The organism is uncultured Kocuria sp., from assembly GCF_947500125.1.
Classification (GTDB): Bacteria; Actinomycetota; Actinomycetes; order Actinomycetales; family Micrococcaceae; genus Kocuria.
This window is the reverse complement of record NZ_CANMRA010000039.1, coordinates 1-25,627: the sequence shown is the minus strand read 5'-3', so window position 1 is coordinate 25,627 and position 25,627 is coordinate 1. Positions and strand designations below refer to the sequence as shown.

Genomic DNA, 25,627 nt, shown 5'->3' with positions numbered 1-25,627 from the left:
CCCCCCCGGGGGGGGGGGGGGGGGCGGGCCCCCCCCCCCGCCGGCCCCCCCCCCCCCCCCCCCCCCCCCCCGGCCCCCCCCCCCCGCGGGGGGGGGGGGGGCCCCCCCCCGGGCCCCCCCCCCCGGCCCCCCCGACCGGGTGCGGCCGCCCGGACCCGGGCGGCCGCACCGTGCACCACCGCCAGTCCCACGCACCCAGGCACACGGAAGGATCCCTGTGGTCAGCACCCGTTTCCTCGAAGACCTCGACGCGCACAGCTACCAGGACTACGCGTCCACCGGCCAGGGGCTGGTGCTCATCCCCACCGGGGCCACGGAGCAGCACGGGCCGCACATGCCGCTGGGCGTGGACGCCATGCTCTCCCGCGCCATCTGCGCCGCCGCGGCGGAGGACCTCGACGCCCTGGTGGCGCCGGTCTTCTCCTACGGCTACAAGTCCCAGCCGCGCTCCGGCGGCGGCAACCACCGCACCGGCACCACCAGTCTCTCGGCCCAGGCCCTCATCGCGCAGACCAAGGACGTGGTGCTGGAGTTCTTCCGCCACGGCGTCCGCCGGATCGCGGTGGTCAACGGTCACTTCGAGAACTACCAGTTCCTCTACGAAGGACTCGACCTCGCGGTGCGCGAGGCCCGGGCCGGCGGCCTCGACGACAGCCGGGCCCTGCTGCTCTCGTACTGGGACTTCGTCGACGAGCAGACCCTGGCGGCCGTCTTCCCCGACGGCTTCCTGGGCTGGGACATCGAGCACGGAGGCGTCCTCGAGACCTCGCTGATGCTCCACCTGCACCCCGAGAAGGTCGACATGTCCCGGGCCCCCGACCATCCCCCCGCTGACCTGGCCCCCTACGACGTTTTCCCCGAGGACCCTGCTCGCACGCCGAGCTCCGGATGCCTCTCCTCTCCAGCAGGCGCGACCGCCCAGCGCGGCGAGCTGCTGCTCTCCACCGTCCGCACCGGCATCGTCCGGGCGGTCACCAGCGAGTTCGGGAAGTGAGAAACACATGAAGAAGTCACACGCCTCCGCGGCGGCCGCCACCGAGGCCGTGACCGTGCCGCGGTTCCGGGGACGGCACCTGCCGGCCCTGGACCGGCTCGTCATCACGGTCCTCCCGCCCCTGCTCATCATCGCCGTGCTGGTGGTGGTGACCATGAACCCGGGGGGCGCGGCCGAGGCCATCTCCACGGCGCGCACCTTCGTCACCGGGCACTTCACGTGGCTGTTCATCGTCTACTCGCTGGTGGCGGTGGCCGTGTGCGTGTGGCTGGTCGTCAGCCGCATCGGCAGCGTCCGCCTGGGCGGCCCGGACGCCCGTCCGGAGCACGGCAAGTTCGCCTGGTACTCCATGCTCTTCGCCTGCGGACAGGGCATCGGGCTGATCTTCTGGTCGGTCGCCGAGCCGATCCTGCTCCGGGACGACAACCCCGTCGTGCCCGAGGGGCAGAACGGGGCGGCCGAGGGCGCCATGGTGTGGTCCTACTTCCACTGGGGCCTCACGGCCTGGGCCATGTACTGCGTGGTGGCGGTCTGCCTCGCCTACTCCCACCACAACCTCGGCAAGACCCTCACCTTCCGGGAGGCGACGGTCGACATCCTGCCGAAGTGGTCGCAGCGCGGGGCCGGCGTGGTCGTGGAGCTGCTGGCCATCATCGCCACCGTCCTGGGCCTGGCCACGTCCTTCGGCTTCGCCGCCATGCAGTTCAGCTCGGGCCTCGCGTCCTTCACCGGGATCTCCCCGAGCTCGGGCGTCTGGCTGCTCGTGATCCTGGGCCTGGGCGGGCTCACCGCCGTCTCCGCGTTCTTCGGCATCAACAAGGGCATGAAGCGGATCAGCGAGCTCAACTCGGTCCTGAGCATCGTGCTGCTCGTGGCCGTGTTCGTCTTCGGCCCCACGATCTTCCTCCTCTCCAACATCACGCAGACCTTCGGCTCCTTCTTCTCCCACTTCATGGCCATGAGCTTCTGGACCGACGCCGGCGCCGCGGGCCAGGACATCTCGACCTGGCAGGACAGTTGGAACGGCTGGTGGACCGTGTTCATCTGGTGCTGGGTCATCGCCTTCAGCCCGTTCGTCGCCGGCTTCATCGCCCGCATCTCCCGCGGACGCACCATCCGTGAGTTCGTCATCGGCGTCACCGTGGTCCCCTCCCTGATCGTGATGGCGTGGATCGGGGTCATCGGCTCGGCCGCCCTGCACTACGACGACGCCGGCGACCGCGGCATCTCCGCGTCGGTCGCAGCGGACACGTCCAGCGGGCTGTTCGTCATGCTGGAGTCCGTGCCCGTCGTCGGTTCGCTGCTGCTCGTGGTGGCCACCGTGCTCGTCGCCACCTACTACGTGACCTCCCTGGACTCCGGCGCCCACGCGCTGGCCGAGTTCGTCTCCGCGCCCCGCCGGGCCGGGCCCTTCTTCCGCGTGGTGCTCGTGGCCAGCATCGCCGCCGTGGCGGTCACGCTCCTCACGCTGGGCGGCACCGCGGTGGTCGACACGGTGCAGACCGGCACCATCATCGGGGCCTTCCCGTTCTCCTTCGTCATCCTGCTGATGATCGCGAACCTGGTCCGCCGGCTGCTCACCCGCACCCCGGAGACCGAGCGCCTGGAGCGGGAGGTCAACGACCCTTCGCCGGACGCGGTCGGCGGCGGGGACGCCGCGGCCCCGGAACGGGCGGCCCACGAACCCCCGGCCGAGGCGCCCGTCGTCGGACGGGAACCGGTCCCGGACGCGCTCGCGCGGCCGTGAAACCCGCCCGCGGCCGGCGGGCTCCGACCCCTGCCACGGGCGGCCGTCCCGGGGCACCGCCGCGGGCCGCCCGGGAGGCGGGACACGATCCCGCCTCCCGGACGGCACACGACGGCGGACCATGATGGTGGAGTGCGACGGCGGAACCGCTCCCCGTGCAGGAGAATGAGAGGTCCTATGACCGAATCACCAGCCAGCGCCTCGTCGCGCGACGCCCGCGCCGCCTCCGTCGTCTCTCACGCGCTGGGGGTGCTGCGCTGCTTCTCCGTGGACAAACCGACGCTCGGGGTGACCGAGATCGCCGCCCGCGTGGGCCTGCACAAGAGCACCGTCTCCCGGCTCCTGGCCACCCTGGAGCGCGAGGACGTGGTCGAGCGCGACCCCCAGACGCGGCGTTACCGCCTGGGGCTGGGCCTGATCTCCGTGGCCGGCCCGCTGCTCGCGGAGCTGGACGAGCGGCGGGTGGCGTACCCCGTGCTGCTCGAGCTGACCGAGCAGACGGGCGAGACCAGCGCGCTGCTGGTCTGGAACGGGGACCAGGCCGTGTGCGTGGAGCAGATCGCCAGCCCCCGCCAGATCAAGCACACCACTCCGCTGGGCACCCGGTACGGCACGGCCCTGAGCGCGTCGGTGCAGATCTTCCTCGCCGAGCAGCCGCCCGAGCGGGTCCGGGCGCTGCTGCTGTCCGGGGCCGTCGAGCTGCCGGACCCCACCGAGGCGGGCATCGACCTCTACCTGGAGTCCCTGCGGCAGGTCGCCGAGGACGGGGTGGCCCTCAACTACGGCAAGACCTCCGTGGAGGAGGTCGGGGTCGCCGCCGCCGTGCGCGACCACCGGGGCCAGCTGGTCGCGGCCGTCATGGTCGCCGCACCTCGCTACCGGGTCACGCCGGAACAGGCCCAGCTGCTCGCGGCCGCCGCCGTCGCGGCGGCGCGGGAGGTGTCCCAGCGGCTCGGCGCCTCCCCAGCGGCCCGCCGGGCCGGGCGGGCGTCCCTGGAGACGCGCTGACCGGGGTGCTCCTCACACCTCGTCTGCCACGGCACGCCCGATGGTCTCCCGCAGGATCTCGCTGGTGCCCCCGAAGATCGTCAGCAGCCGGGCGGCGAGATACGCCTGGGCCACCGGGTAGTCGAGGATGTAGCCGTACCCGCCGTGCAGCTGGAGGCACCGGTCCGTGACGGACTTCGCCCGCTCCCCGGCCCAGTACTTGGCCTTGGAGGCGCCGACCACGTCGAGAGCCCCCGCGTTGAACGCGTGCACCGCCCGCTGCACGTAGGCCTCGGTCACCTCCACCTCGACCGTCAGCTCCGCGAGCTCGAACCGGGTGTGCTGGAAGTCGAGCACCCGGGTGCCGAAGGCCGTGCGCTCGCCGGTGTACCGGAGGGTGCTCTCGAGGGTCGAGCGCGCGACGGCGCTCGCGGCCACGGCGACGGCCAGCCGCCCCTGGGGCAGCACCTGCTGGATCTGCCGCAGCCCGCCGCCCTCGGCCCCGACGAGGTTCGCGGCGGGGACCCGGACGTCCTCGAAGAACAGCTCGGCGGTGTCCGAGGCCCTGACCCCCATCTTGTCGAGCTGCCGGCCGGCCTCGTAACCGGGGGAGTCCGCCTTGTGCACCAGGAACAGGCTGAAGCCGTCCTCCCCGGCGCGCTCGGTCCCCCCGTCCGTGCGCGCCAGGACCAGGGCGGCGTCCCCGCTGATCGCGTTGCCGATGAACGTCTTCTGGCCGGTGAGCACCCACTCCTCGCCGTCGCGCACGGCCCGGGTGCGCACCCCGCGCAGGTCGGAGCCCGCGCCCGGCTCGGTCCAGGCCACGGAGGTGACAAGCTCCCCCGTGAGCATCCGCGGCAGCCACCGCTGCTTCTGCTCGTCGGTGCCGTGGGCGAGCAGGTGGGGCAGCACCCAGTCGTCGTGCAGGTGCAGGGCCAGGGCCACGCCGAGGGCGCCCTGTCGGACCAGCTCCTCGTCGAGCACGGCGCGGAACCGGTAGTCCGTCAGGCCCATGCCCCCGAACTCCTCGGGCACGGCAAGGCCCAGCAGGCCCGCCTCCCCGGCGGCCGTCCACAGGTCGCGGGGCATCATGTGCTGGGTGTCCCACCCGGCGTAGTGCGGCGCCACCTCGCGGTTCGTGAACTCGCGGGCCACCCCGCGGAACTCCTCGTGCTCCTCCTCGTAGAAGGGCTGGTGGAACGGCTGGGCGGACAGGGGCTCGGTCACGGGGTGCCTCCGGTGCAGGTGGGGGTCGGGTCGAACGCGGTGCGCAGCGCGGCCCAGGTCATCTCCTCGAGGGCGGCCCGGGCGGTGTCGAGCCGCCCTGCGTCCTGCGGGGTGCGCAGCCGGTGCGCCGTCCGCAGGGAGTGAGGGGTCGAGTTGATGAGCCCGAAGGCGGCCTGCGCGCGCAGGGTGAGCTCCGCGAGCTCGCGCCCGGGGGCCAGCTCGCGCAGGGCGTCCACCCACAGGGTCACGTAGCCGCGCTGCAGGGCGCGGACTGCGTGCCGGTCCTCCTCGGTGAGGTTCGGCAGCTCCCGGTCCTGCACCACGATCACGGCGGGCCGGTGCAGCGCGAACTCCACCTGGAACGCGATCAGCGCCCGCAGTCGCCGGGCCGGATCGGGGGACCGGTCCACGACCTCGCGGCCCCGGTCGAGCAGGTCGTGGCTGACCTCGAGCAGGATCGCGCCCAGGACCGCCTGCTTGCTCGGGAAGTGCCGGTAGACCGCGGGCCCGCTGACCCCCACGGCCGCGCCGATGTCGTCGATCGAGACGCCGGCGAAGCCGCGCTCGGCGAACAGCGCCGCGGAGGCGGCGAGCAGGTCCTGGCGCCGCTGGGCCTTGGCCTGTCCGCGCACGGTGGTGGGCGGGCTGGGGGTGCGCTCGGTCTGGGCCACGGGTCCTGCTCTCGGGGTCGGATTCCTGGACATTCTAGTGAGTCACCACTAACCTGAACTCCAAGTTAGTCGAGATTAACCGAAATGGCATTCCCAGGCTGCCGCCCGGACGGAGGGGACGGATGCGTGTGCTGAGCACCCAGGTCGATCCGGGCAGCGCGGAGTTCGCCGCCAACGCGGCCGCCCAGCAGGGACTGGCCGAGGAGCTGGCGCGGCGCCTGGAGCGGGCGGCACGGGGCGGGCCGGAGGCCTCCCGGGAGCGGCACGTGGGGCGCGGCAAGCTGCTGCCGCGCGAGCGGGTGGACCACCTCCTGGACACGGGCAGCCCGTTCCTGGAGATCGGCGCCCTGGCCGCGGAGGGGATGTACGACGACGAGTGCCCGGGGGCCGGCATGATCGCCGGGATCGGCCTGGTCCACGGCCGGCAGGTGATGGTCGTGTGCAACGACGCCACGGTCAAGGGCGGCACCTACTACCCCGTGACGGTCAAGAAGCACCTGCGCGCCCAGGAGATCGCCCTCGAGAGCCGGCTGCCCTGCGTCTACCTCGTCGACTCGGGCGGCGCGTACCTGCCGCTGCAGGACGAGGTCTTCCCGGACCGGGAGCACTTCGGGCGGATCTTCTACCACCAGGCCAATCTCTCCGCGGCGAGGATCCCGCAGATCGCGGCCGTGCTCGGCTCCTGCACCGCGGGCGGGGCCTACGTCCCGGCGATGAGCGACGAGACCGTGATCGTGCGCGAGCAGGGCACCATCTTCCTGGGCGGCCCGCCGCTGGTGAAGGCCGCCACCGGCGAGGAGGTCACCGCCGAGGAGCTCGGCGGCGGGGACCTGCACGCCCGGACGTCCGGGGTGGTCGACCACCTCGCCGAGAACGACGTCCACGCCCTGGAGATCGTCCGGGACATCGTGGCGACCCTGCCCCCGCCGGGGCCCCGGGCCTGGCCGGTGGCCGAGCCCGAGCCTCCGGCCGTGGCCGAGGACGAGCTCCCCGGGGCCGTTCCGGTCGACCCCAACTCCGGCTACGACGTGCACGAGGTCATCGCCCGGCTCGTGGACGGCAGCCGCTTCTCCGAGTTCAAGGCCGAGTACGGCACCACGCTGGTCACCGGCTTCGCCCACGTCCACGGGCACCCCGTGGGGATCGTGGCCAACAACGGGGTGCTCTTCGGGGAGTCGGCGCTGAAGGGCGCGCACTTCATCGAGCTGTGCGACCAGCGGGGGATCCCGCTGCTGTTCCTGCAGAACATCACCGGCTTCATGGTGGGCCGCGACTACGAGGCCGGCGGCATCGCCAAGCACGGCGCCAAGATGGTCACCGCCGTGGCCACCACCCGGGTGCCGAAGCTCACCGTGGTGATCGGCGGCTCCTTCGGGGCCGGCAACTACTCCATGTGCGGGCGGGCCTACTCCCCGCGCTTCCTGTTCCTCTGGCCCCAGGCGAGGATCTCGGTGATGGGCGGGACCCAGGCCGCCTCGGTGCTGGCTACCGTGAAGGCCGACCAGCTGGCCGCCCGCGGGCAGGAGTGGGACCCGGCCGAGCGCCAGGCGTTCATGGCGCCCATCCGGGCCCGGTACGAGGCCCAGGGCAGCCCCTGGTACTCCACCGCCCGGCTGTGGGACGACGGCGTGATCGCCCCCGCCGACACCCGGGAGGTGCTCGGGCTGGCCCTCGAGGTCTGCTCCCGGGTCCCGCTGCCCGAACCCGCCTTCGGCCTGTTCAGGATGTGAGCCCCGTGACCGCCAGCACGCCCCCGCGCCGCTTCGACGTCGTCCTCGTGGCCAACCGCGGGGAGATCGCCCGCCGGGTCCTCCGCACGCTCAAGGCGCTGGGGATCCGCTCGGTCGCGGTCTACAGCGAGGCCGACCGTGACGCCGTGCACGTGCGCGAGGCCGACGTCGCCGTGTGCGTGGGCCCGGCCGCCCCGGCGCAGAGCTATCTGCGCATCGACGCCGTGCTCGAGGCCGCACGGGCCACCGGCGCGCAGGCGATCCACCCCGGCTACGGGTTCCTGTCCGAGAACGCCGCCTTCGCCCGGGCGTGCGCCGCCGCGGGAATCGTGTTCATCGGCCCCGGGGTCGAGGCGCTCGAGACCATGGGCGACAAGATCCGCGCCAAGCAGCACGTGTCCGCCGCCGGGGTGCCCACCGTCGCCGGGGTCGCGGAGCCCGGCCTCGACGACGACGCCCTGGTCGCCGCGGCCGCCGGGATGGACTTTCCCATCCTGATCAAGCCCTCGGCCGGCGGCGGCGGCAAGGGCATGCACGTGGTCCGCACCCCCGGCGACCTGCCGGAGGCCCTGGCCACGGCCCGCCGGGTGGCCGCGGCCGCCTTCGGGGACGACACCCTGCTCCTGGAGCAGCTCATCGAGTCCCCCCGGCACATCGAGGTGCAGGTCCTCGCCGACGCCCACGGGGCCGTGGTGCACCTGGGGGAGCGGGAGTGCTCCCTGCAGCGGCGGCACCAGAAGGTCATCGAGGAGGCGCCCTCGCCGCTGCTGGACCCCGCCACCCGGGAGCGGATCGGGCAGGCGGCCTGCCGGGTGGCCCGCTCCGTGGGCTACACCGGTGCGGGCACCGTGGAGTTCCTGGTGCCCGCCGCCCAGCCCGAGACCTTCTTCTTCATGGAGATGAACACCCGCCTGCAGGTGGAGCACCCCGTCACCGAGCTGGTCACCGGCGTGGACCTCGTGGCGCAGCAGCTCCGCGTCGCCGCGGGGGAGCCGCTGGCCCTGGCGCAGGAGGACGTCGTGCTCACCGGCCACGCGGTCGAGGCGCGGCTCTACGCCGAGGACCCCGCCCGCGGCTTCCTGCCCACCGCCGGGACCGTGCTGGCGCTGGAGGAGGCCTCCGGGCCCGGGATCCGGGTGGACTCCTCGCTGGCGCCGGGGCTGCGCGTGGGCTCGGACTACGACCCGATGCTCGCCAAGGTCGTCGCGTGGGGCGCCGACCGGGCCCAGGCCCTCGACCGGCTCGATCTGGCCCTGGCCGGGACCGTGGTGCTCGGGGTGGGCACCAACACCGAGTACCTGCGCGCCCTGCTCGCCGATCCCGGCGTGCGCGCCGGGGAGATGGACACCACCCTCATCGAGCGGCGCCTGCCGGAGCTGGAGTTCACGGCCCCCGACGAGACCCACTTCGCGGCCGCGGCCGCGTTCCTCGCCCGGCACCACCCCGCCGATCCGCGCCCCGCCGGGGACCTGAGCCCCTGGTCCCGCCCGGACGGCTGGCGGGCCGCGGGCCGTGCCCGGCCCGCGGTGGTGCTGGCCCACGGGCTCGAGGTGCCCCGCCGCACCGTCGCGGACCCCGCCGTGCGCCTGAGCCCGCTGCCGGGCCGTCCGGCCGCGCACCTGCTCGAGGTCCACGGCACGTCGCGGGTGGTCCACGTCGCCGCCGCCCCCGACGGGCACAGCGTCTGGGTGGGGGAGGACGGCTTCGCCGTGGAACTCGCGGTCCTGTCCCGCGGGGCCCGGCTCGAGCGGGCGCTGGCCGCCCTGGAGCGCACGGCCGGGCCCGCCGCCCCGGAGCTGCACTCGCCCATGCCCGGCACCGTGGTCGCCGTCCCGGCCGCCACCGGGGACCGGGTCGCCGAGGGGCAGACCGTGGTGGTGGTCGAGGCCATGAAGATGGAGCACCGCCTGACCGCCCCCACCCCCGGCACCGTCGAGGTCTCCGTCCGGGCGGGCGAGCAGGTCACGCTCCACCAGCTGCTCGCCCGAGTGGTCCCCGACGTCGCCCCGGAGGAGACCGGCGACGACAGCCCCGGTGGCCACCCCGGCGCCACCCTGGGCGCCACCCGCGGCGACGACCCGGGCGACCACCCTGACGGCACCGCCGCCGACGTCCCGGCGGACCCCTCCGGCGGCGCCCCCGGGACCCGCTCCCGGACCGATCCCCGTGACCACCCGACCGACCAGGAGCAGAGCGCATGAACTTCGAGCTCGACGAGGAGTACCAGGACCTCTCCGACACCGTCCGCGACTTCGCCGACGAGGTGATCGCCCCCGTCTCCGCGCGATACGACGCGGCCCACGAGTTCCCCTACGACATCGTGGCGCAGATGGGGGAGATGGGCCTGTTCGGCCTGCCCTTCCCCGAGGAGTACGGGGGGATGGGCGGGGACTACTTCGCGCTGTGCCTGGCGCTGGAGCAGATCGCCCGGGTCGACCAGTCCGTGGCCATCACCCTCGAGGCCGGGGTGTCGCTGGGCGCCATGCCGATCTTCCGCTTCGGCACCGAGGAGCAGAAGCAGCGCTGGCTCCCCGACCTCGCCGCGGGCCAGGCGCTCGCCGGGTTCGGTCTCACCGAGCCGGAGGCCGGCTCGGACGCCGGCGGCACCCGCACCACCGCGAAGCGGGAGGACGGGCAGTGGGTGGTCAACGGCGCCAAGGAGTTCATCACCAACTCCGGCACGGACATCACCCGCCTGGTGAACGTCACCGCGGTCACCGGCACCACCGAGCTGCCGGACGGGCGGATCCGGAAGGACATCTCCACGATCATCGTCCCCACCGACACCCCCGGCTTCCGCGCCGAGAAGGCCTACGACAAGGTCGGCTGGAACGCCTCGGACACCCACCCGCTGTCCCTCCAGGACGTCCGGGTCCCCGAGGAGAACCTGCTGGGCGAGGAGGGCCGCGGCTACGCCAACTTCCTGTCCGTCCTCGACGAGGGCCGCATCGCCATCGCGGCCCTGGCCACGGGCGCGGCCCAGGGCTGCGTCGAGGAGTCCGTGCGCTACGCGCAGGAGCGGCAGTCCTTCGGCCGCCCCATCGGCGCGAACCAGGCCGTCTCCTTCAAGATCGCCCGCATGCAGGCCCGCGCGCACACCGCACGGCTGGCCTACTACGACGCCGCCTCCCGGATGCTCGCCGGCCGGCCGTTCAAGACGCAGGCCGCGATCGCCAAACTCGTGGCCGGGGAGGCCGCGATGGACAACGCCCGGGACGCCACCCAGGTCTTCGGCGGCTACGGGTTCATCAACGAGTTCCGGGTGGCCCGGCACTACCGGGACGCCAAGATCCTCGAGGTCGGCGAGGGCACCACCGAGGTGCAGCTCATGCTCATCGCCCGCGAGCTCGGACTGTGAGGGGGCGGCCGTGACCGAGGAGCGCAAGGTGGTCCGCCAGCGCGGGCTGTGGTTCGAGGAGTTCGAGGTCGGCACGGTCTACGAGCACGCCCCGGGCCGGACCGTCACCGAGGCGGACAACGTGCTGTTCACGACCCTCACCATGAACACCCAGTCCCTGCACCTGGACGCGGCGTGGTCCGGGCGCCAGCCCTTCGGCCAGCGGCTCGTGAACTCCATGTTCACCCTCTCGACCATGGTGGGGGCGTCCGTGGCCCAGCTGACCCAGGGCACCATCGTGGCCAACCTCGGCTTCGAGGAGGTCGCCTTCCCGCACCCGCTCCACCACGGGGACACCCTGTACTCGTCCTCCGAGATCCTCGGGACCCGCCCGTCCTCCTCCCGGCCCGGGCAGGGGATCGTCCGGGTCAAGCACGTGGGCCGCAACCAGGAGGGCGTCGTGGTCGCGGAGTGCACCCGCTCGGTCCTCATGTGGTCCCGCGACGCAGCCCCGCGGTGACAGCGCACCGTGATCCCCGCTGCGGCGTCCCGCCGTGACGTCCCGCAGCGACACCCCGCAGCGACGTCCCGCAGTGACACCCCGCAGTGACACCCCGCAGCGACACCCCGGCGAAGGAGCCCTGATGACCGACCCGTTCCCCCTCGGCCCGGCCCTGCTGTTCTGCCCGGCCGACCGCCCCGAGCGCTACGCCAAGGCCGCCGAGCGCGCCGACGCCGTGATCCTCGACCTCGAGGACGCCGTGGCACCGTCCGCCAAGCTCGCCGCCCGGGACGCCCTCGTGGCCACGCCCCTGGACCCCACCCGGACCATCGTGCGGATCAACGCCGAGGACACCGAGGACTTCGCCCACGACCTCGTCGCCCTGCGGCACACCGAGTACACCACCGTGATGCTGCCCAAGGCCGCCTCCGCCGAACGGCTCGCCGTCGCCGCGGAACTGGGCCTGCACCGTGTCGTCGCCCTGTGCGAGACCGCCGAGGGCGTGGTCAACGCGGCCGAGATCGCCCGGTCCCCCAACGTGGTCGCGCTGATGTGGGGCGCCGAGGACCTCGTGGCCTCGCTCGGCGGCCTCTCGTCCCGGCGCCCGGACGGCGCCTACCGGGACGTGGCCCGCCACGCCCGCTCCGCCGTCCTGCTCGCGGCGGGCGCCGCCGGCCGGCCCGCGATCGACGCGGTGCACGTCGACATCGCCGACCACGAGGGGCTGCGCGAGGAGGCGCTCGACGCCGTGGCCTCCGGCTTCGCGGCCACCGCCTGCATCCACCCCGGGCAGGTCGAGACCGTCCGGGCCGCCTACCGGCCCGACGCCGAGGAGGTCGAGGCAGCCCGCGAGCTGCTCGACGCCGCCCGCCGCGCCCCCGGCGTCTTCACGTTCCGCGGGCGGATGGTCGACGAACCCCTGATCCGTCACGCCGAGCGCCTCGTGCGCCGCGCGGAGGCCTGAGTGTTCCGCCCGTCCCGTCCTGAACCGTCCTGTTCCGTTCTGATCCGTCCTGTCCGGAGGAGACCATGAGCCAGCCCCTGACGATCGTCGTCCCCGTCAAGCACGTCCCCGACGCCGCGGGCGAGCGCGTCCTCGCCGGGAGCCCGCCCCTGCTCGAGCGCACGTCCGGGATCCTCTCCGAGCTCGACGAGTACGCGCTCGAGGCCGCGGCGCAGATCGTCGAGGCACACGGCGGCGCAGGAGCGGGGCACCGCGTGCTCGCGCTGACCATGGGACCGGCGGGCGCGACGGACGCGCTCAAGCGCGCCCTCCAGCTGGGCGCCGACGCCGGGTTCCACGTGCTCGACGACGCCCTCGCGGGCTCCGACGCCTGGGTCACCGCCCGCGTGCTCGCCGCCGCGCTCGAGCGGATCGCCCGGACCGAGGACCGCGCCGTGGACCTCGTGCTCACCGGCATGGCCGCCACCGACGGCGAGACCTCCCTGGTCCCCGGCCAGCTCGCCGAGCGGCTCGGCCTCGCCCACGTCGGCTTCGCGAGCTCCCTGGCGCTGGCCGAGGACGGCGCCTCGCTCACGGCCACCCGGCACACGGAGACCGAGGCCCTCCAGGTCGTCGCGGACCTCCCCGCGCTCGTGGCCGTCACCGACCAGGCCAACACCCCGCGCTACCCCACCTTCAAGGCGATCATGGCGGCCAAGAAGAAGCCCGTGCAGACGTGGTCGGTCACCGACCTCGGCCTGGACACGGACGCCGTGGGCCTCGCCGGATCGCTCACCGAGGTGCTCGACGCCGTGCCGCGCCCGCCCCGTGCCGCCGGCGAGGTCGTGGTCGACGAGGGCGAGGGCGGCATCCGCCTCGCCGAGTTCCTGGTGGCCCGGAAGCTCGTCTGAGCGCCCGGCCGAACGCCACCGGACCCCGATCATGTGCGCCCGCTCGCCGGGCAGGAGGAGGACGACCATGACCACGACCGAGAACGAGACTGAGACCACGACCGAGACCACGACCGGGACCACGCGCACGATCGTCGCCCTGGTGGTGCTGGGCGCCACGGACCGGCTGCGCCGCGCCGACCGGGAGCTGCTCGTGCTCGCGGGCACCCTGGGCACGGCGCACGTCGTCGTGCCGGCCGCGCCCGACGACGCCCTGCTCGGCGAGCTCGCCGCCCACGCGGTGCACACCGTGCACGCCCCGGAGGGCGAGCCCGGCGACCGGCTCACCACGCCGGCGGTCGCGCTCGCGGAGGCCACCGCCCGGGAGACCGGGGCGCAGGTGCTCCTGCTCGCCGGCACCCCCGAGGCCAAGGACGTCGCCGCGCGCCTGGGCGTGCGGCTCGAGGCCGGGGTGGTCACCGACGTCGTGGCCCTCGGCGCCGACCTCGTGGCCACCAAGTCCGTCCTCGCCGGGGGCTGGACCACCCGGTGCCGGGCCACGAGCCCGGTGCTGATCGCGACCGTCCGCCCCAACTCGGTCGAGATCCCCGCCGACCTCGCCGCCGACGCCGCCACGGGCGGCCCCGGCGCGGAGCCGGCCGGGGCGCAGCGCCCGCGGGTGCGCACGCACGCCCTCGAGGACACCGTGCCCGCGGCCCGGGTGGTGGGCCGGGCCGCGCTGCCGGCCTCCGGGCGCCCGGCCCTGGGGGAGGCCCGTGTGGTCGTGGCCGGCGGCCGCGGCACGGGCGGGGACTTCGGGCCGCTCGAGGAGCTCGCGGACGCCCTCGGCGGGGCGATCGGGGCCTCCCGCGCGGCGGTGGACGCCGGGTGGATCGGTCCCGAGGCGCAGGTGGGCCAGACCGGGCGCACCGTCGCCCCGCAGCTCTACGTCTCGTGCGGGATCTCGGGAGCCATCCAGCAGCGGGCGGGAATGCAGACGGCGAGGACGATCGTGGCCGTGAACAAGGACGAGCAGGCACCGGTCTTCGAGATCGCCGACCTCGGCATCGTGGGGGACCTGAAGAAGGTGCTCCCCCAGGCGGTCGAGCACCTCCGGGCGCTGCGCGGGTAGGCGCTGGTGCGGGGGCGCGCGGCTCCCCGGCACCCGGCCCAGGCGGCCGCCGTCGCGGGCGTCCCGCATCCTGCCGTTGACCTCGGTGGTGAGCTGGAGCTCCTCCCGGGGGAAGATCTCCTCGAGCAGCGTCCCGGACGGACGGGCCTGCGACCTCAGCGCACCACCGTGCGGTGGCCGGCGTCCAGCCGCCGGGTCCAGCCGCGGGCGTCGAGGTGCTCGAGCAGCGGGATCGCGACGCGCCGGGTGGTGCCGAGCGCCTGGCGCGCCTGGCTCGTGGTGAAGGGCTGCGGCAGCCCGGCGAGCGCGCGCATCGCCAGGGCGGGGGCGGTGGGGAGCAGCACGACACCGTCCCCCAGGCGGAGCAGCCGGCCGGTGCGCTCGGCCGCGGCGAGCTCACGGGCCCCGAGCCGCAGCGCTGTCAGGTCGTCGGCCTCCGGGCTCCGGAAGGGCTCGGCCGCGAGCCGCCGCTCCAGCTCGAGCACGGCCGTCTCGTGGGCGCCGAGGCCCCCGCGGTGCTGTGGGGACCGGATGTGCCCGCCGTCCTGCTCCAGGCCGGCGCCGCGGACCACGGGATCGACCAGCACGGCGTCCGGCAGCGCGAGCAGATCGCGGGCGGCGCCGCGCGAGAGACCCGCCGCCAGGGGGTCCCGGGCGTGCAGCTCGTCCACGGCGGTGCGCAGCCGCTGCGTCCAGGAGTCGAGCACCGGGGCGTGCACCCACCACTCGCCGAGCACGCGCACCTCGCCGGGCGGGGTGGCGCCCGCGGCGGGCAGCAGTCCGAGGCGGTGCAGGTGCTGCTCCCGCACCGCGCCGCGGCGGGCCACTTCCACGAGGACGTCCCCGCGGACGTCCATGCCGGCGAGCCGGGCGGCACGGCGCGCCCGGTCACCGCGCCGCCGCAGCGCGGGCGGATCGGCGTCGAGGACCTGTGCGCCGCCGAGCACCGCGCGGCTGCCGGGGTCGCGGAGCACCAGGCGGTCCCCGAGGACCAGGGGCAGGGCCCGGTCGAGGACCAGCCGGGCGTGGTCGTCGTCGAACGGGCTCAGCCGGGCGGGCACCGCCGCGGTGCCGGCATGGACCACGAGCTGCTCGGCCGTGGCCGTGAGGACGGGCCCCGTGCTGCGGCGGATGTCGAGGACCCCGGTGAGCGGCCACGTGCCGGGCGTGACCAGGGCGTCGCCCCGGTGAACGTCGGAGGCCGAGACCCCGCGCAGGTTCAGCGCCACGCGGGTGAACGGCTCCAGCGCGGTGTACGGCGTGTTGCGGCTGTGCATGCCCCGGACCACGACCGGCAGGGGCCCGCCGTGCCCGAGCAGATGCAGGCGGTCGCCCTGCCGGAGCGTTCCCGCGGTCAGCGTGCCGGTCACCACCGTGCCGGACCCGGTGATCGTGAAGGAGCGGTCCACCCACAGCCGCAGCCGCCCCTCGTCGGGTGCGGGCGCCCGTGCCAGGACGTCGTCGAGGGCGGCGCGCAGCTCGGACAGGCCCGTGCCCTCGAGGGCCGAGACGGTGAACACGGGCGCGTCGTGCAGACCGGTCCCGGCCAGCTCCGCACGGACCTGGGCGAGCACCTCGTCGGCGCGCCCGGGCGCCCGGTCGGCCCGGGTGAGCACCACCACGCCGTGCTCGATGCCCAGGGCCGCGACGGCGTCGCGGTGGTCGGCGGACTGGGCCTGCCACCCCTCGTCGAGCGCGACCACGAAGCAGACGACGGGAGCCGGACCGAGTCCCGCGAGCATGTTGCCGAGAAAGCGCTCGTGCCCCGGGACGTCCACGAAGGCCACGTCGCGCCCGGACGGCAGCGTGGTCCAGGCGTAGCCCAGGTCGATAGTCAGCCCGCGGCGGCGCTCCTCCTCCCACCGGTCGGGCTCCATGCCGGTGAGGGCCCGCACCAGGGTGCTCTTGCCGTGGTCGACGTGGCCGGCCGTGGCGACGACGTGCACGCTCACCGGGCCCGGCCGATGACGTCGTCCGCCCCGTCGAGAGCGGCCAGGGCAGCCTGCACCGCCGCGCGCAGGCGATCGTCGTCGGACTCGGGCACGCAGCGCAGGTCGAGCAGGCACGCGTGGTCGTGCACCCGGGGGAGGACGGCGGGGCGGCCGGTGCGCAGCAGCGGGGCCACCGACTCGGGCAGCCGCACCGCCCACCCCGGCAGGGGCACGCCGGGCGCACCTCCGCCGCCGACCCGCCCGTCGTGGGCGACCACCGGTGCGCCGACGGCCGCGGCGAGCCGCTCGGCCCGTTCCCGGAGCCGGTCGGGGGCCGCGTGCAGCGCGCTCACGACCGGGGCGGGCCCGCCGGTGATGGTGGCCTCCAGCGCGGCGAGCGCGAGCTTGTCGGCACGGACCGCGCGGGCGAGGGGGTGGGCGGCCATCCGGGCGACGACGTCCGAGCCGCCGAGCAGCAGCCCGGCCTGCGGGCCGCCGAGCAGCTTGTCGCCGCTGGCGATGACGACGTCGGCGCCGTTCTCGAGGGCGGCGGCGGCGTCGGGCTCGTCGGGCAGGCGCGGATCGGGGGTCAGCAGCCCGCTGCCGAGGTCGGCCACCAGGGGCACGCCGTGGGCCCCGGCCAGGGACCGCAGCTCACGGACCTCGACGGCCGCGGTGAACCCCTCCAGCCGGAAGTTGCTCGGGTGCACCTTGAGAATGCATCCGGTCTCGGGGCCGATCGCCTCGGCGTAGTCGCGCAGATGGGTCCGGTTGGTCGTGCCCACCTCGCGCAGCCGGGCGCCGGTGGACTCGATCAGGTCCGGCAGCCGGAAGCCGGCCCCGATCTCGACGAGCTCGCCGCGGCTGATCACGACCTCGCGGCCGGCGGCCAGGGCCGTGGTGGCCAGGACCAGCGCGGCCGCGCCGTTGTTGACCACCAGCGCGTCCTGGGCCGGGGGGCAGGCGGCGAGCAGCGCCGCCCGGGCCCCGGCGCCGCGGCGGGAGCGGGCGCCGGTCTCGAGGTCGAGCTCCACGTCGACGTACCCGGCGGCGGTGCGCAGCGCCTCGACGGCGGCCGCGGACAGCGGGGCGCGGCCCAGGTTGGTGTGCACGACCACGCCGGTGGCGTTGAGCACCGGCGTCAGGGTCGAGGCGGAGCGGGTCTCGAGCGCGGCGAGCACCGCCGGCTCGACGTCCTCGGGGGCGAGCTCGCCCCGCCGGGCCCGGTCCTGGGTCTCGCGCACCAGCGCGCGGACGACGCCCTCGCTCAGCCGGTCCCGCGCCCGGCGGACGGGCGGCAGGCCCATGAGCTGGTCGGTGCGCGGGATCAGACGACGCGGGTCGTCCAGGGCCACGGTTCCTCCTCGTCGCGCGGGACGCGGTACGGATGAGCGGTGCAGAGGTTGGCGGAGGCGGACGGGAATCGAACCCGCCAGACCGAGGTGCTCGGCCTCACCGGTTTTGAAGACCGGGGGGCCCACCAGGACCCGGACGCCTCCGCCACCCAACCTAGCACCGCCGTCACCAGTAGGCTGACGGCATGGAACAGACCCGGACGTCGACCTCGCCCCTGTCCCCGACCGGAGCGCTCCGGCTGACCGGCTTCGCCCACGGGGGCGGATGCGCGTGCAAGATCCCTCCCGGCGAGCTCGAGGACGCGGTCCGGGGCCTCACCGGCCAGTCGGGGGCCGGCGTGCTGGTCGGTCTCGACGACGGGGACGACGCCGCGGCCGTCCTGGTGCGCGACGACCTCGCGGTGCTGTCCACCGCCGACTTCTTCACCCCGGTGGTCGACGACGCCTACGACTGGGGCCGGATCGCCGCCGCGAACGCGCTGTCGGACGTCTACGCCATGGGCGGGCGCCCGGTCATGGCGATCAACCTCGTCGGCTGGCCCCGGGAGGCGCTCCCGATGGATCTGCTGACCGAGGTGCTCCGCGGCGGGCTGGCGGTCGCGTCCGAGGCGGGGTGCCCCGTGATCGGGGGGCACTCCATCGACGACCCGGAACCGAAGTACGGGATGGCCGTGACCGGCGTGGCCGACCCGGACCGGCTGCTGCGCAACGACGCCGCCGCGCCGGGGCTGCCCCTCACCCTCACCAAGCCGATCGGCGTGGGCCTGCTCAACAACCGGCACAAGGCGACCGGCGAGGTGTTCGGGGAGGCGGTCGCCACGATGACCCGGCTCAACCGGGACGCGGCCGAGGCGGCGCTGGCGGCCGGGGCCCGGGCGGCCACGGACGTCACCGGCTTCGGCCTGCTCGGGCACCTGCACAAGATGTGCCGTGCCTCCGGGGTCGGCGCGGTGCTCGACCGGGGGGCCGTGCCCCTCGTCGAGGGGGCCGCGGAGGCGCTGCGGGACGGCTACGTCTCCGGCGGGACCCGCCGCAACCTCGACTGGGTGCGCCCCCACCTGCGCTCGGCCGCGGGCGTCACCGAGGACGACCTGCTGCTGCTGGCCGACGCGCAGACCTCGGGCGGCCTGCTCGTCGTCGGGGAGGTGCCCGGACACCCCGTGGTGGGCCACACCGTGGCGGGGTCCGGCATCGACGTGCGCTGAGCTCCTTCCGGGGACGGCGCCGGGTGCTCAGCCGACGGTGGTGATCGAGTCGTCGGTGATCCCGGCGGCGCGGCGCGCGGCCAGGCGGGCCTTCTGCGGCTCGATCGTGTAGCGCGGGTCCACGGCGGAGTGCAGGCCGGCCTCCATGACGCCGAACCGGGTCAGCGCCGAGGAGGCCAGCAGCGCCAGCCCCGAGAGCGCGGCGATGCCCCGGTGCCGCCCGCCCAGCAGCGTGCCGAGACCGCCGGCGACCGCGAGCCGCTCGCTCCACGCGAGCATCGTCCCGGCCTGGCCGTGGTGCAGCGGCTCGGCCGCGACCGGGTCCATCCGGCGCTCCATGAGCTTCGTGGCGACCAGCTCGCCCGCCACCCCCAGCACCGCGAGCCGCCGGGCGGGACCGGCCTGCCCGACCGACGTGGTGACCATCGCCAGACCGCCCGAGGCGAGGCTCGCCGAGCTCACGAACACGAAGGCCAGGTCCTCGCGGGCGGCGTTCCACGTGGGGGTGGCCGTGTCGGAGAGCAGGGCCGCGGTGTAGGCGGCGAGCGGGCCGGCGAAGACCGCGGCCTCGATCCCGGCCGGCCCCTCCACGGCGCGCAGCACCGGGCGCAGCGGGCCCAGCGGCAGGCGGGAACCGGTCATCCGGTCGACCTCGGCCGCGACCGCGGTGCCCATGCCGGCCCCGAACGCGCTGAGGATCCAGGTCCCCATGCTCATCGGCGAGGTCGGCTTGAACGTGCGCAGCATGTGCAGGAAGCGCTCCGGTCGCCCGAGGTCCGCGACCAGGGCCGCCCCGCCGAGGCCGAGCGCGGTCACCGAGCCCAGTCGGGCGTTGCGGCGCAGCTCGCCCCGGCCGGTGAGCTGACCACCGAGCGCGAGCAGCGCCGAGCCGCCGGCCACGCCGCCGAGGAACAGGTACGCGGCGACCTCGTGGCCCCAGGGCGCCGGCTTGACCACCGGGCGCCCGTAGTAGGAGCCGAACTCCGGCTCCGGGACCATCGGCATCTCCCGGGAGCCGTCGCCCCCGCCGCCCTGCCCTGCGCCCCGGCGGCGCGGGCCGTTCCGGCGGCGGCGGCGCGGCGGCTCGGGCGGACGGTAGCTGTCGAACTCGGACAGGCTCACGAGCGGCCTCCCGCGAAGGCCAGGGCAGCGGCGGCGAGCATGCCCGCCGCGGCCAGCCCGGCCCGCTGGTACATCCGGGGCAGGTCCGCGGTCGGCACCCGCGGGTCCGGGGGAAGACCGTAGACCTCCGGCTCGTCGAGCAGCAGGAACACCGATCCGGTGCCGCCGACGCCGTCGAGCTCGTTGGCGCCGTAGAGCCGGGCCTCCGTACGCCCCTGGGCGTGCATCTCGGCGACCCGGTGCCGGGCCGTCTCGACCATGTCCTCGTGCTCGCCGTACTTGATCGACGTCGTGGGGCACGTCTGTGCGCACGCGGGCGTCTGGTCGTCCACCATCCGGTCGTAGCACAGGGTGCACTTCTGGGCGACGCCCACGTTCTTCACCTCGGGCTTGCCCGGCTGCCCGTCCCGCTCCGTGCGCGGTGCGGCGGTGCCGTCGGTGCGCCGCTCGATCACGCCGAACGGGCAGCCGGCCACGCACGTGCCGCACCCGTTGCACACGTCGTCCTGCACCACCACGGTGCCGTGCTCGGTGCGGAACAGCGCCCCGGTGGGGCAGACGTCGAGGCACCCGGCGTGCGTGCAGTGCTTGCAGACGTCGGAGGACATCAGCCAGCGGAACTCCGGGGTGTCCGGCGGGGTGGTGTCCTCGGCGGCCGGCTGCGGGCGCGCCTCGGGCGGGCCCACGCGCGGCATGCCCAGGCTCACGAGCTTGCGCCCGGACTCGCGGGCCTCCTCGATGCGCTCGCTGTCCTGCTCGACGAACGCCACGTGCCGCCAGGTGCTGGCGCCCAGGGCGCCGGTGTTGTCGTAGGAGGACTCGAGCAGCTCGAGCTCCCCGTCCTGGGGGTTCTGGTTCCACTCCTTGCAGGCCACCTCGCAGGCCTTGCACCCGATGCAGATCGAGGTGTCCGTGAAGAAGCCCTTCCGCGCGTGCGAGTGCTCCCAGTGCGCGTCGGCCGTGGGATCGGTCGGTCCGGCCAGCTGGCCCATCAGTGCTCCCTCATCGGGTCGGTGGTCGGGTCGGTGTCCGGATCGGCGCTCCGGTCGGTGCCGGGGACGTCGATCCGGGTGTTGCCGGTCTCCACCGTGGCGCCCGCGCGCTGCTGGTACTCCGCGACCAGGTCGAGCAGCTCGGGGCCCCGCGGCCGGCGGCCCGGGCGGATGTGGCAGGAGCCCACCTTGGAGTCCTGGATCTGCACGTTGGGCTCGAGGGTCAGGCCCAGCAGGTCGTTGGCGGAGTCGCCGCTGACCACGGCGTTCCCGCCCACGCCCCAGTGGTACGGGAGCCCGATCTGGTGCACGGTGTGCCCGCGCACCACGAGCGGGGTCATCCGCTCGGTGACGAGCACCCGCACCTCGATGGCCGAGCGGGGCGAGACGATCGTGGCCCAGCCGTACGGCTCCAGCCCGCACTCGGCGGCGAGCTCGGGGGAGACCTCGCAGAACATCTCCGGCTGCAGCTCCGAGAGGTACGGCAGCCAGCGGCTCATGCCTCCGGCAGTGTGGTGCTCGGTGAGCCGGTACGTGGTGAACACGTACGGGTACACGTCCGCCCCCGGCTCCCCGGCGCTCGGCGCGGTGAGATTGTCCTGGCGGGCGAACAGCACCCGGGAGGGGTTGCGCTGCTGGGCGTACAGGGCGTTGGCGACCGGCGACTCCTGCGGCTCGTAGTGCGTGGGCAGCGGTCCGTCCAGCACGCCCTTGGGCGCGTACAGCCACCCCTTGCCGTCGGCCTGCATGATGAACGGGTCGTCCCCGGCGAGCGCGGCCGCGCCCCCGGCGTCGGGGTCGGGCCGGGTGCCCGGGGCGAGGTGGAGCGGGAAGTCGGGCACGTCGTCCCCGACCCACCGGTCCTGCTCCTCGTCCCACCAGACGTACTTCTTGCGCTCGCTCCACGGCCTGCCCTCGGGGTCGGCCGAGGCGCGGTTGTAGAGGATCCGGCGGTTGGCCGGCCACGCCCAGCCCCAGTCCGGGGCCGCGGCGGCCTGCTCCTGGCCCGGCGTGCGGGCGGCCGCACGGTTGACGCCGTCGGCGTAGACCCCGGTGTAGATCCAGCAGCCGCCGGACGTCGAGCCGTCCGCGCGCATCTCGGTGTACGAGGACAGCGGCCGGCCGGCGTCCGGGCCGGTGAGGTGGCGGCCGTTGATCTCGGCGAGCACCGCCTCGGGGTCCGGCTCGCCGTGCGCGTCGACGGGGTAGTCCCACGTGAGGTCGAGCAGCGGGCGGTCGCGCTCGTCGGCGGAGTCGGCCAGCCGCTCCCGGATCCGCTGTCCCAGCTCGAAGAAGAACTGCAGCTCGCTCCGGCACTCGCCCGGCGGTGCCACGGCCTGGTGGCGCCACTGCAGCAGCCGCTGGGTCTGGGTGAACGTGCCGGACTTCTCCACGTGCGTGGCCGCGGGCAGGAAGAACACCTCGGTCTCGATGTCCTCGGTGCGCAGCTCGCCCGAGGCGATCTCCGGGCCGTCCTTCCACCAGGTCGCCGACTCGATGAGGTTGAGGTCGCGCACCACCAGCCACTTGAGGTGGGACATGGCCATGCGCTGCATCCGGCCGTTGGAGGACCCCACCGCGGGGTTCTGGCCGAGCAGGAAGTAGCCCTCCACCTCGTCGTCGAGCATGCTCGTCAGCGTCTGGAAGGTGCCGTGGGCGCCGGTGAGGCGCGGGAGGTAGTCGTAGGCCCAGTCGTTGTCCGCGGTGGCGGCGTCCCCCCACCAGGCCTTGAGCAGGCTCGTCGTGTAGGCGTCGGCCTCGGCCCAGTAGCCCTTCTGCTTCTTCGACGCGATCGCGGCCAGGTAGTCCTCGAACGTGTCGTGGGTGCCGGCCACCGGCATGGGCAGATAGCCGGGCAGCAGGTTGAACAGCGTCGGGATGTCGGTCGAGCCCTGGATGCTGGCGTGCCCGCGCAGGGCCATGATCCCGCCGCCGGGCCGGCCCATGTTGCCCAGCAGCAGCTGCAGGATGGACGCGGTGCGGATGTACTGCGCGCCCAGGCTGTGCTGGGTCCAGCCGACGGCGTAGGCGAAGCACGTGGTCCGCTCGCGCCCGGAGTTCTCCGTGATGGAGCGGACCAGGTACGCGAAGTCCTCGGGGGCGATGCCGCACACCTCCTGCACCATCTCGGGGGTGTAGCGCGCGTAGTGCCGCTTGAGGATCTGGAACACCGTCCGGGGGTCCTGCAGGGTCTCGTCGTGCAGCATGCGGGCGTGCTCCATCGGGGCGCCGCCGCTGCCGAGCTGCTGGCCGGCGGCCTCCTCCACCGCCTCGGCGCCGGCCTCGGCCCCGTCGTCGGGGTCGCCCGCGGGCGCGTCCACCTTGCCGTCGTGGCCCCCGGCGCCGTCCTCGTTCTCGGCGTAGGCCCAGGTGGACATGTCGTACTGGCCGGTCTCCGGGTCGAACCCGGAGAACAGGCCGTCGAGGTCCTCGGCGTCGCGGTAGTCCTCGTTCACCAGCGTGGCGGCGTTGGTGTAGGCGCGGACGTACTCCTCGAACCACAGGTCATGGGTGAGCACGTGGTTGATCAGCGCCCCGAGCAGCACGATGTCCGAGCCGGCCCGGATCGGGACGTGCTTGTCGGCGACGGCCGAGGTGCGGGTGAAGCGCGGGTCGACGTGGATGACCCGCGCGCCACGGGCCTTGGCCTCCGTCACCCACTGGTAGCCCACGGGGTGGCACTCGGCCATGTTGGAGCCCTGGATGACGATGCAGTCGGCGTTGGCCATGTCCTGCAGGGACTGCGTCGCGCCACCGCGACCGAACGAGGCTCCCAGACTGGGAACCGTCGAGGAGTGTCAAATGCGGGCTTGGTTCTCGATCTGGATCGCCCCGGCGGCGGTGAAGAGCTTCTTGATGAGGTAGTTCTCCTCGTTGTCCAGCGTCGCGCCGCCCAGGGAGGCGAAGCCCATCGTGCGGCGCAGCGGACGGCCCTGCTCGTCGGCGTCCTGCCACCCGTTGCGGCGGGCCTCGAGGACGCGGTCGGCCACCATCCCGACGGCGGTGTCGAGGTCCAGGCGCTGCCACTCGGTGGCCCGGGGCGCGCGGTAGAGCACCTCGGTCTGGCGGCCGGGCGCGTTGACCAGCTGCTCGCTGGCCGCGCCCTTGGGGCACAGGCGGCCGCGGGAGATCGGCGAGTCGGGATCGCCCTCGATCTGGACGACCTTCTCGTCCTTGACGTACACCCGCTGGCCGCAGCCGACCGCGCAGTACGGGCACACGCTCTGCACCACCCGGTCCGCGGTGGTCGTGCGCGGGCTCGTCGCCCGGGTGCGCTCCGAGGTCACCGCCGGGCCGCGACCGAGCAGGTCGCCCGAACGGATCTGCCGGAGGACCGGCCACTCCAGAGGACTGAATCGTGACATGTCAGGAGCATAGCCCGCCGGTGTGTCAGGGGCCACACCGGCGGGCGGTGCGGGTGTCGGCGCCGCCGGCGCGCGGGACCCGCTGGACCCGGCGGACTCCGTCGCCCCCCGGACGGGCGCGCCGAGCTAGACCCGCGGGGACTCAGCCGCCCGGGCGGGCGTGCCCAGCACCAGGCGGCGGGTGCCGCGCACGGCGGCCGCGACCCCCCGCTCGAGCGGCCCCTGGCCGAGCGTCCGCGCCCACAGCACGGCGAGGACCGCGGCCACGGCCACGTGCACGGTGAACCACAGCGGGCGGTCGTCGTCGTGGACCGCCGTGGCCAGGGCGAGCAGGTGGGCCGAGTACAGGCTCAGGGTGCGCCCGCCCATGGCGCCCAGGGTCGTCCACAGCCGATTCGGGCGCGCCAGCAGCAGGAAGAGCCCCAGCACCGCCAGGCCGGTGCCCAGGTCCATGAGCAGCGTCACCGGGGTGTTGCTGTGCGGTCCGGGGGTGAGCAGCCACCACCAGGTGGAGGTGGGCAGGTCCGGGCTCGGGCCCCAGACGATGATCTCGTCGATCTGGTCCTCGCTCAGCCACGGGGTGTGCCGCATCAGCTGGTCGTAGCCGCCCGCCTGCAGGACCAGCACCCAGTAGACGAACCACGCGCCGAGCGCCAGGACCACGCCGACCACGGCGATCCGGACCCGCACCACGACCTCGTGCAGGTCGGTCCGGCCGAGGAGCAGGCCGGCGCAGAGATAGGTCAGATAGGGCACGGCCGGGTAGGTGCCGGTCAGCAGGACCTGGGCCAGGGTGCCGCCGGGGTCCGTGAGCACGCTGCCGAGGGTGGGGTTGACGGCCGCGGGCTGGGGCAGGGCGGGGCCGAGGACGTGCACGAGCACGGGCCCCAGGACCGCGCAGACCGCCGCGGCGACGGCCAGCGTGCGGCGCCGCAGGCCCAGGAGCGGGACGGCGAGCAGGAAGAACGCGCCGTAGTAGACCAGGATGCCCAGCGCGGGCGCCGGCGACGGCATGACCTGGTTGATGGCCAGCCCGACGGACGCGATGAGCAGGGCCCGGACCACCAGTCCGGCGCGGGTGGCGGTGAGGGCACGGCCGCGGTGCGGGGCGCGCCCGCCCGAGGAGAACGCCAGGCTCAGCCCGGCCAGCAGCGCGAACAGCGCCGCCGCGCGCCCGCCGAACAGGCTCCACTGCAGGGTGGGCTCGAAGGTCTCGGGGTCGTGGACGGGGAGGATGTGGACCGCGATCATGCCGATCAGCGCCAGGCCGCGGGCGGCGTCCACCGCGACGAGGCGGGGTCGGCGGGCGGGCGCCGCGTCGGTCGTGCGGGTCGGGCCGGTGGTGGGGGCTTCGGACGTTCGGCTCATGGGGTCTCCGGGGGGGGGGGGGGGGGGGTGCCGCTATGGTTTTCGTCAAGCGGCCAGGGCCACCGGTGACGGGGCTTGGGGCTCGGGGGGGTCTTGGTAGAGGGTCCCGTCGCGCAGCATGGCGAACAG

General features: G+C 74.6%; 19 protein-coding genes and 1 tRNA gene. 11 read left to right on the top strand and 9 right to left on the bottom strand.

All coding sequences use genetic code 11. The annotated features are described in order from the left end of the window. The first annotated feature begins 217 nt into the window (after positions 1–217). The 3 genes from Q0817_RS17920 to Q0817_RS17910 all read left to right on the top strand — a co-directional run bounded on the left by Q0817_RS17920 (position 218) and on the right by Q0817_RS17910 (position 3,749). Positions 218–994 (top strand): creatininase, encoded by a 777-nt coding sequence (locus Q0817_RS17920; RefSeq protein ID WP_298591352.1) that lies wholly within the window; start codon positions 218–220, stop codon positions 992–994. A 7-nt stretch (positions 995–1,001) separates the two neighbouring features. Next, the gene (locus Q0817_RS17915; RefSeq protein ID WP_298591350.1) at positions 1,002–2,741 is read left to right on the top strand and encodes a BCCT family transporter; all 1,740 of its coding nucleotides are present in this window, start codon (positions 1,002–1,004) and stop codon (positions 2,739–2,741) included. Between the two features lie 177 nt (positions 2,742–2,918). Continuing rightward, positions 2,919–3,749, top strand: coding sequence for an IclR family transcriptional regulator (locus tag Q0817_RS17910; protein WP_298591348.1), 831 nt, complete (start codon positions 2,919–2,921; stop codon positions 3,747–3,749). A 12-nt stretch (positions 3,750–3,761) separates the two neighbouring features. Here the strand turns inward: Q0817_RS17910 and Q0817_RS17905 are convergent, their stop codons facing one another. Both Q0817_RS17905 and Q0817_RS17900 read right to left on the bottom strand, forming a co-directional pair. Beyond that, complete coding sequence (locus Q0817_RS17905; RefSeq protein ID WP_298591346.1) at positions 3,762–4,955, bottom strand: acyl-CoA dehydrogenase family protein; 1,194 nt, start codon at positions 4,953–4,955, stop codon at positions 3,762–3,764. Further along, positions 4,952–5,626: a TetR/AcrR family transcriptional regulator gene (locus Q0817_RS17900; protein ID WP_298591344.1), complete on the bottom strand. Its 675-nt coding sequence runs from the start codon at positions 5,624–5,626 to the stop codon at positions 4,952–4,954. The genes Q0817_RS17905 and Q0817_RS17900 overlap by 4 nt, the downstream gene beginning before the upstream one ends. 122 nt (positions 5,627–5,748) lie before the next feature. On the opposite strand from Q0817_RS17900, the gene Q0817_RS17895 reads away from it, so the two are divergent. From Q0817_RS17895 to Q0817_RS17865, 7 genes are all read left to right on the top strand, one after another. Beyond that, complete coding sequence (locus tag Q0817_RS17895) at positions 5,749–7,356, top strand: carboxyl transferase domain-containing protein (RefSeq protein ID WP_298591342.1); 1,608 nt, start codon at positions 5,749–5,751, stop codon at positions 7,354–7,356. Further along, on the top strand, positions 7,353–9,557 hold the full coding sequence (locus tag Q0817_RS17890; protein ID WP_298591340.1) for a biotin carboxylase N-terminal domain-containing protein: 2,205 nt from the start codon (positions 7,353–7,355) through the stop codon (positions 9,555–9,557). The genes Q0817_RS17895 and Q0817_RS17890 overlap by 4 nt, the downstream gene beginning before the upstream one ends. Further along, on the top strand, positions 9,554–10,714 hold the full coding sequence (locus Q0817_RS17885) for an acyl-CoA dehydrogenase family protein (protein WP_298591338.1): 1,161 nt from the start codon (positions 9,554–9,556) through the stop codon (positions 10,712–10,714). The genes Q0817_RS17890 and Q0817_RS17885 overlap by 4 nt, the downstream gene beginning before the upstream one ends. 10 nt (positions 10,715–10,724) lie before the next feature. Further along, the gene (locus Q0817_RS17880) at positions 10,725–11,213 is read left to right on the top strand and encodes a MaoC family dehydratase (protein ID WP_298591336.1); all 489 of its coding nucleotides are present in this window, start codon (positions 10,725–10,727) and stop codon (positions 11,211–11,213) included. Positions 11,214–11,337: 124 nt separating this feature from the next. Beyond that, positions 11,338–12,159 (top strand): CoA ester lyase, encoded by an 822-nt coding sequence (locus Q0817_RS17875; RefSeq protein WP_298591334.1) that lies wholly within the window; start codon positions 11,338–11,340, stop codon positions 12,157–12,159. Between the two features lie 65 nt (positions 12,160–12,224). Continuing rightward, complete coding sequence (locus Q0817_RS17870; protein WP_298591332.1) at positions 12,225–13,049, top strand: electron transfer flavoprotein subunit beta/FixA family protein; 825 nt, start codon at positions 12,225–12,227, stop codon at positions 13,047–13,049. A gap of 67 nt (positions 13,050–13,116) precedes the next feature. After that, positions 13,117–14,160, top strand: a complete 1,044-nt coding sequence (locus Q0817_RS17865; RefSeq protein WP_298591330.1) for an electron transfer flavoprotein subunit alpha/FixB family protein — start codon at positions 13,117–13,119, stop codon at positions 14,158–14,160. A 155-nt stretch (positions 14,161–14,315) separates the two neighbouring features. Here Q0817_RS17865 and selB read toward each other — a convergent pair whose 3' ends face one another. The 3 genes from selB to Q0817_RS17850 form a co-directional block, all read right to left on the bottom strand. Further along, positions 14,316–16,106, bottom strand: coding sequence for a selenocysteine-specific translation elongation factor (selB, locus tag Q0817_RS17860; RefSeq protein WP_298591354.1), 1,791 nt, complete (start codon positions 16,104–16,106; stop codon positions 14,316–14,318). Positions 16,107–16,108: 2 nt separating this feature from the next. Then, on the bottom strand, positions 16,109–17,446 hold the full coding sequence (gene selA, locus Q0817_RS17855) for an L-seryl-tRNA(Sec) selenium transferase (RefSeq protein ID WP_298591328.1): 1,338 nt from the start codon (positions 17,444–17,446) through the stop codon (positions 16,109–16,111). A 49-nt stretch (positions 17,447–17,495) separates the two neighbouring features. Continuing rightward, positions 17,496–17,590: transfer RNA gene (locus Q0817_RS17850), tRNA-Sec, on the bottom strand. A gap of 41 nt (positions 17,591–17,631) precedes the next feature. On the opposite strand from Q0817_RS17850, the gene selD reads away from it, so the two are divergent. Continuing rightward, complete coding sequence (gene selD / locus Q0817_RS17845; protein ID WP_298591326.1) at positions 17,632–18,651, top strand: selenide, water dikinase SelD; 1,020 nt, start codon at positions 17,632–17,634, stop codon at positions 18,649–18,651. A gap of 27 nt (positions 18,652–18,678) precedes the next feature. On the opposite strand, the gene nrfD is transcribed toward selD, so the two are convergent. The 4 genes from nrfD to Q0817_RS17825 form a co-directional block, all read right to left on the bottom strand. Further along, positions 18,679–19,773 (bottom strand): NrfD/PsrC family molybdoenzyme membrane anchor subunit, encoded by a 1,095-nt coding sequence (nrfD, locus tag Q0817_RS17840; protein WP_298591324.1) that lies wholly within the window; start codon positions 19,771–19,773, stop codon positions 18,679–18,681. After that, positions 19,770–20,765 carry a 4Fe-4S dicluster domain-containing protein gene (locus tag Q0817_RS17835; protein WP_298591322.1) on the bottom strand — a complete coding sequence of 332 codons (996 nt, stop codon included), beginning with the start codon at positions 20,763–20,765 and terminating at the stop codon, positions 19,770–19,772. The genes nrfD and Q0817_RS17835 overlap by 4 nt, the downstream gene beginning before the upstream one ends. After that, positions 20,765–24,130 carry a formate dehydrogenase gene (gene fdh / locus Q0817_RS17830; RefSeq protein WP_298591320.1) on the bottom strand — a complete coding sequence of 1,122 codons (3,366 nt, stop codon included), beginning with the start codon at positions 24,128–24,130 and terminating at the stop codon, positions 20,765–20,767. The genes Q0817_RS17835 and fdh overlap by 1 nt, the downstream gene beginning before the upstream one ends. 126 nt (positions 24,131–24,256) lie before the next feature. Then, positions 24,257–25,498, bottom strand: coding sequence for a heparan-alpha-glucosaminide N-acetyltransferase domain-containing protein (locus Q0817_RS17825; protein WP_298591318.1), 1,242 nt, complete (start codon positions 25,496–25,498; stop codon positions 24,257–24,259). Positions 25,499–25,627: the final 129 nt, after the last annotated feature.

Excerpts from the sequence above, each read along its gene's own strand:
- Q0817_RS17915 (WP_298591350.1), top strand. The coding sequence starts at position 1,002 with ATGAAGAAGTCACACGCCTCCGCGGCGGCCGCCACCGAGGCCGTGACC.
- Q0817_RS17910 (WP_298591348.1), top strand. The coding sequence starts at position 2,919 with ATGACCGAATCACCAGCCAGCGCCTCGTCGCGCGACGCCCGCGCCGCC.
- Q0817_RS17895 (WP_298591342.1), top strand. The coding sequence starts at position 5,749 with ATGCGTGTGCTGAGCACCCAGGTCGATCCGGGCAGCGCGGAGTTCGCC.
- Q0817_RS17885 (WP_298591338.1), top strand. The coding sequence starts at position 9,554 with ATGAACTTCGAGCTCGACGAGGAGTACCAGGACCTCTCCGACACCGTC.
- Q0817_RS17875 (WP_298591334.1), top strand. The coding sequence starts at position 11,338 with ATGACCGACCCGTTCCCCCTCGGCCCGGCCCTGCTGTTCTGCCCGGCC.
- Q0817_RS17870 (WP_298591332.1), top strand. The coding sequence starts at position 12,225 with ATGAGCCAGCCCCTGACGATCGTCGTCCCCGTCAAGCACGTCCCCGAC.
- Q0817_RS17865 (WP_298591330.1), top strand. The coding sequence starts at position 13,117 with ATGACCACGACCGAGAACGAGACTGAGACCACGACCGAGACCACGACC.
- selD (WP_298591326.1), top strand. The coding sequence starts at position 17,632 with ATGGAACAGACCCGGACGTCGACCTCGCCCCTGTCCCCGACCGGAGCG.
- Q0817_RS17835 (WP_298591322.1), bottom strand. The coding sequence starts at position 20,765 with ATGGGCCAGCTGGCCGGACCGACCGATCCCACGGCCGACGCGCACTGG.
- Q0817_RS17825 (WP_298591318.1), bottom strand. The coding sequence starts at position 25,498 with ATGAGCCGAACGTCCGAAGCCCCCACCACCGGCCCGACCCGCACGACC.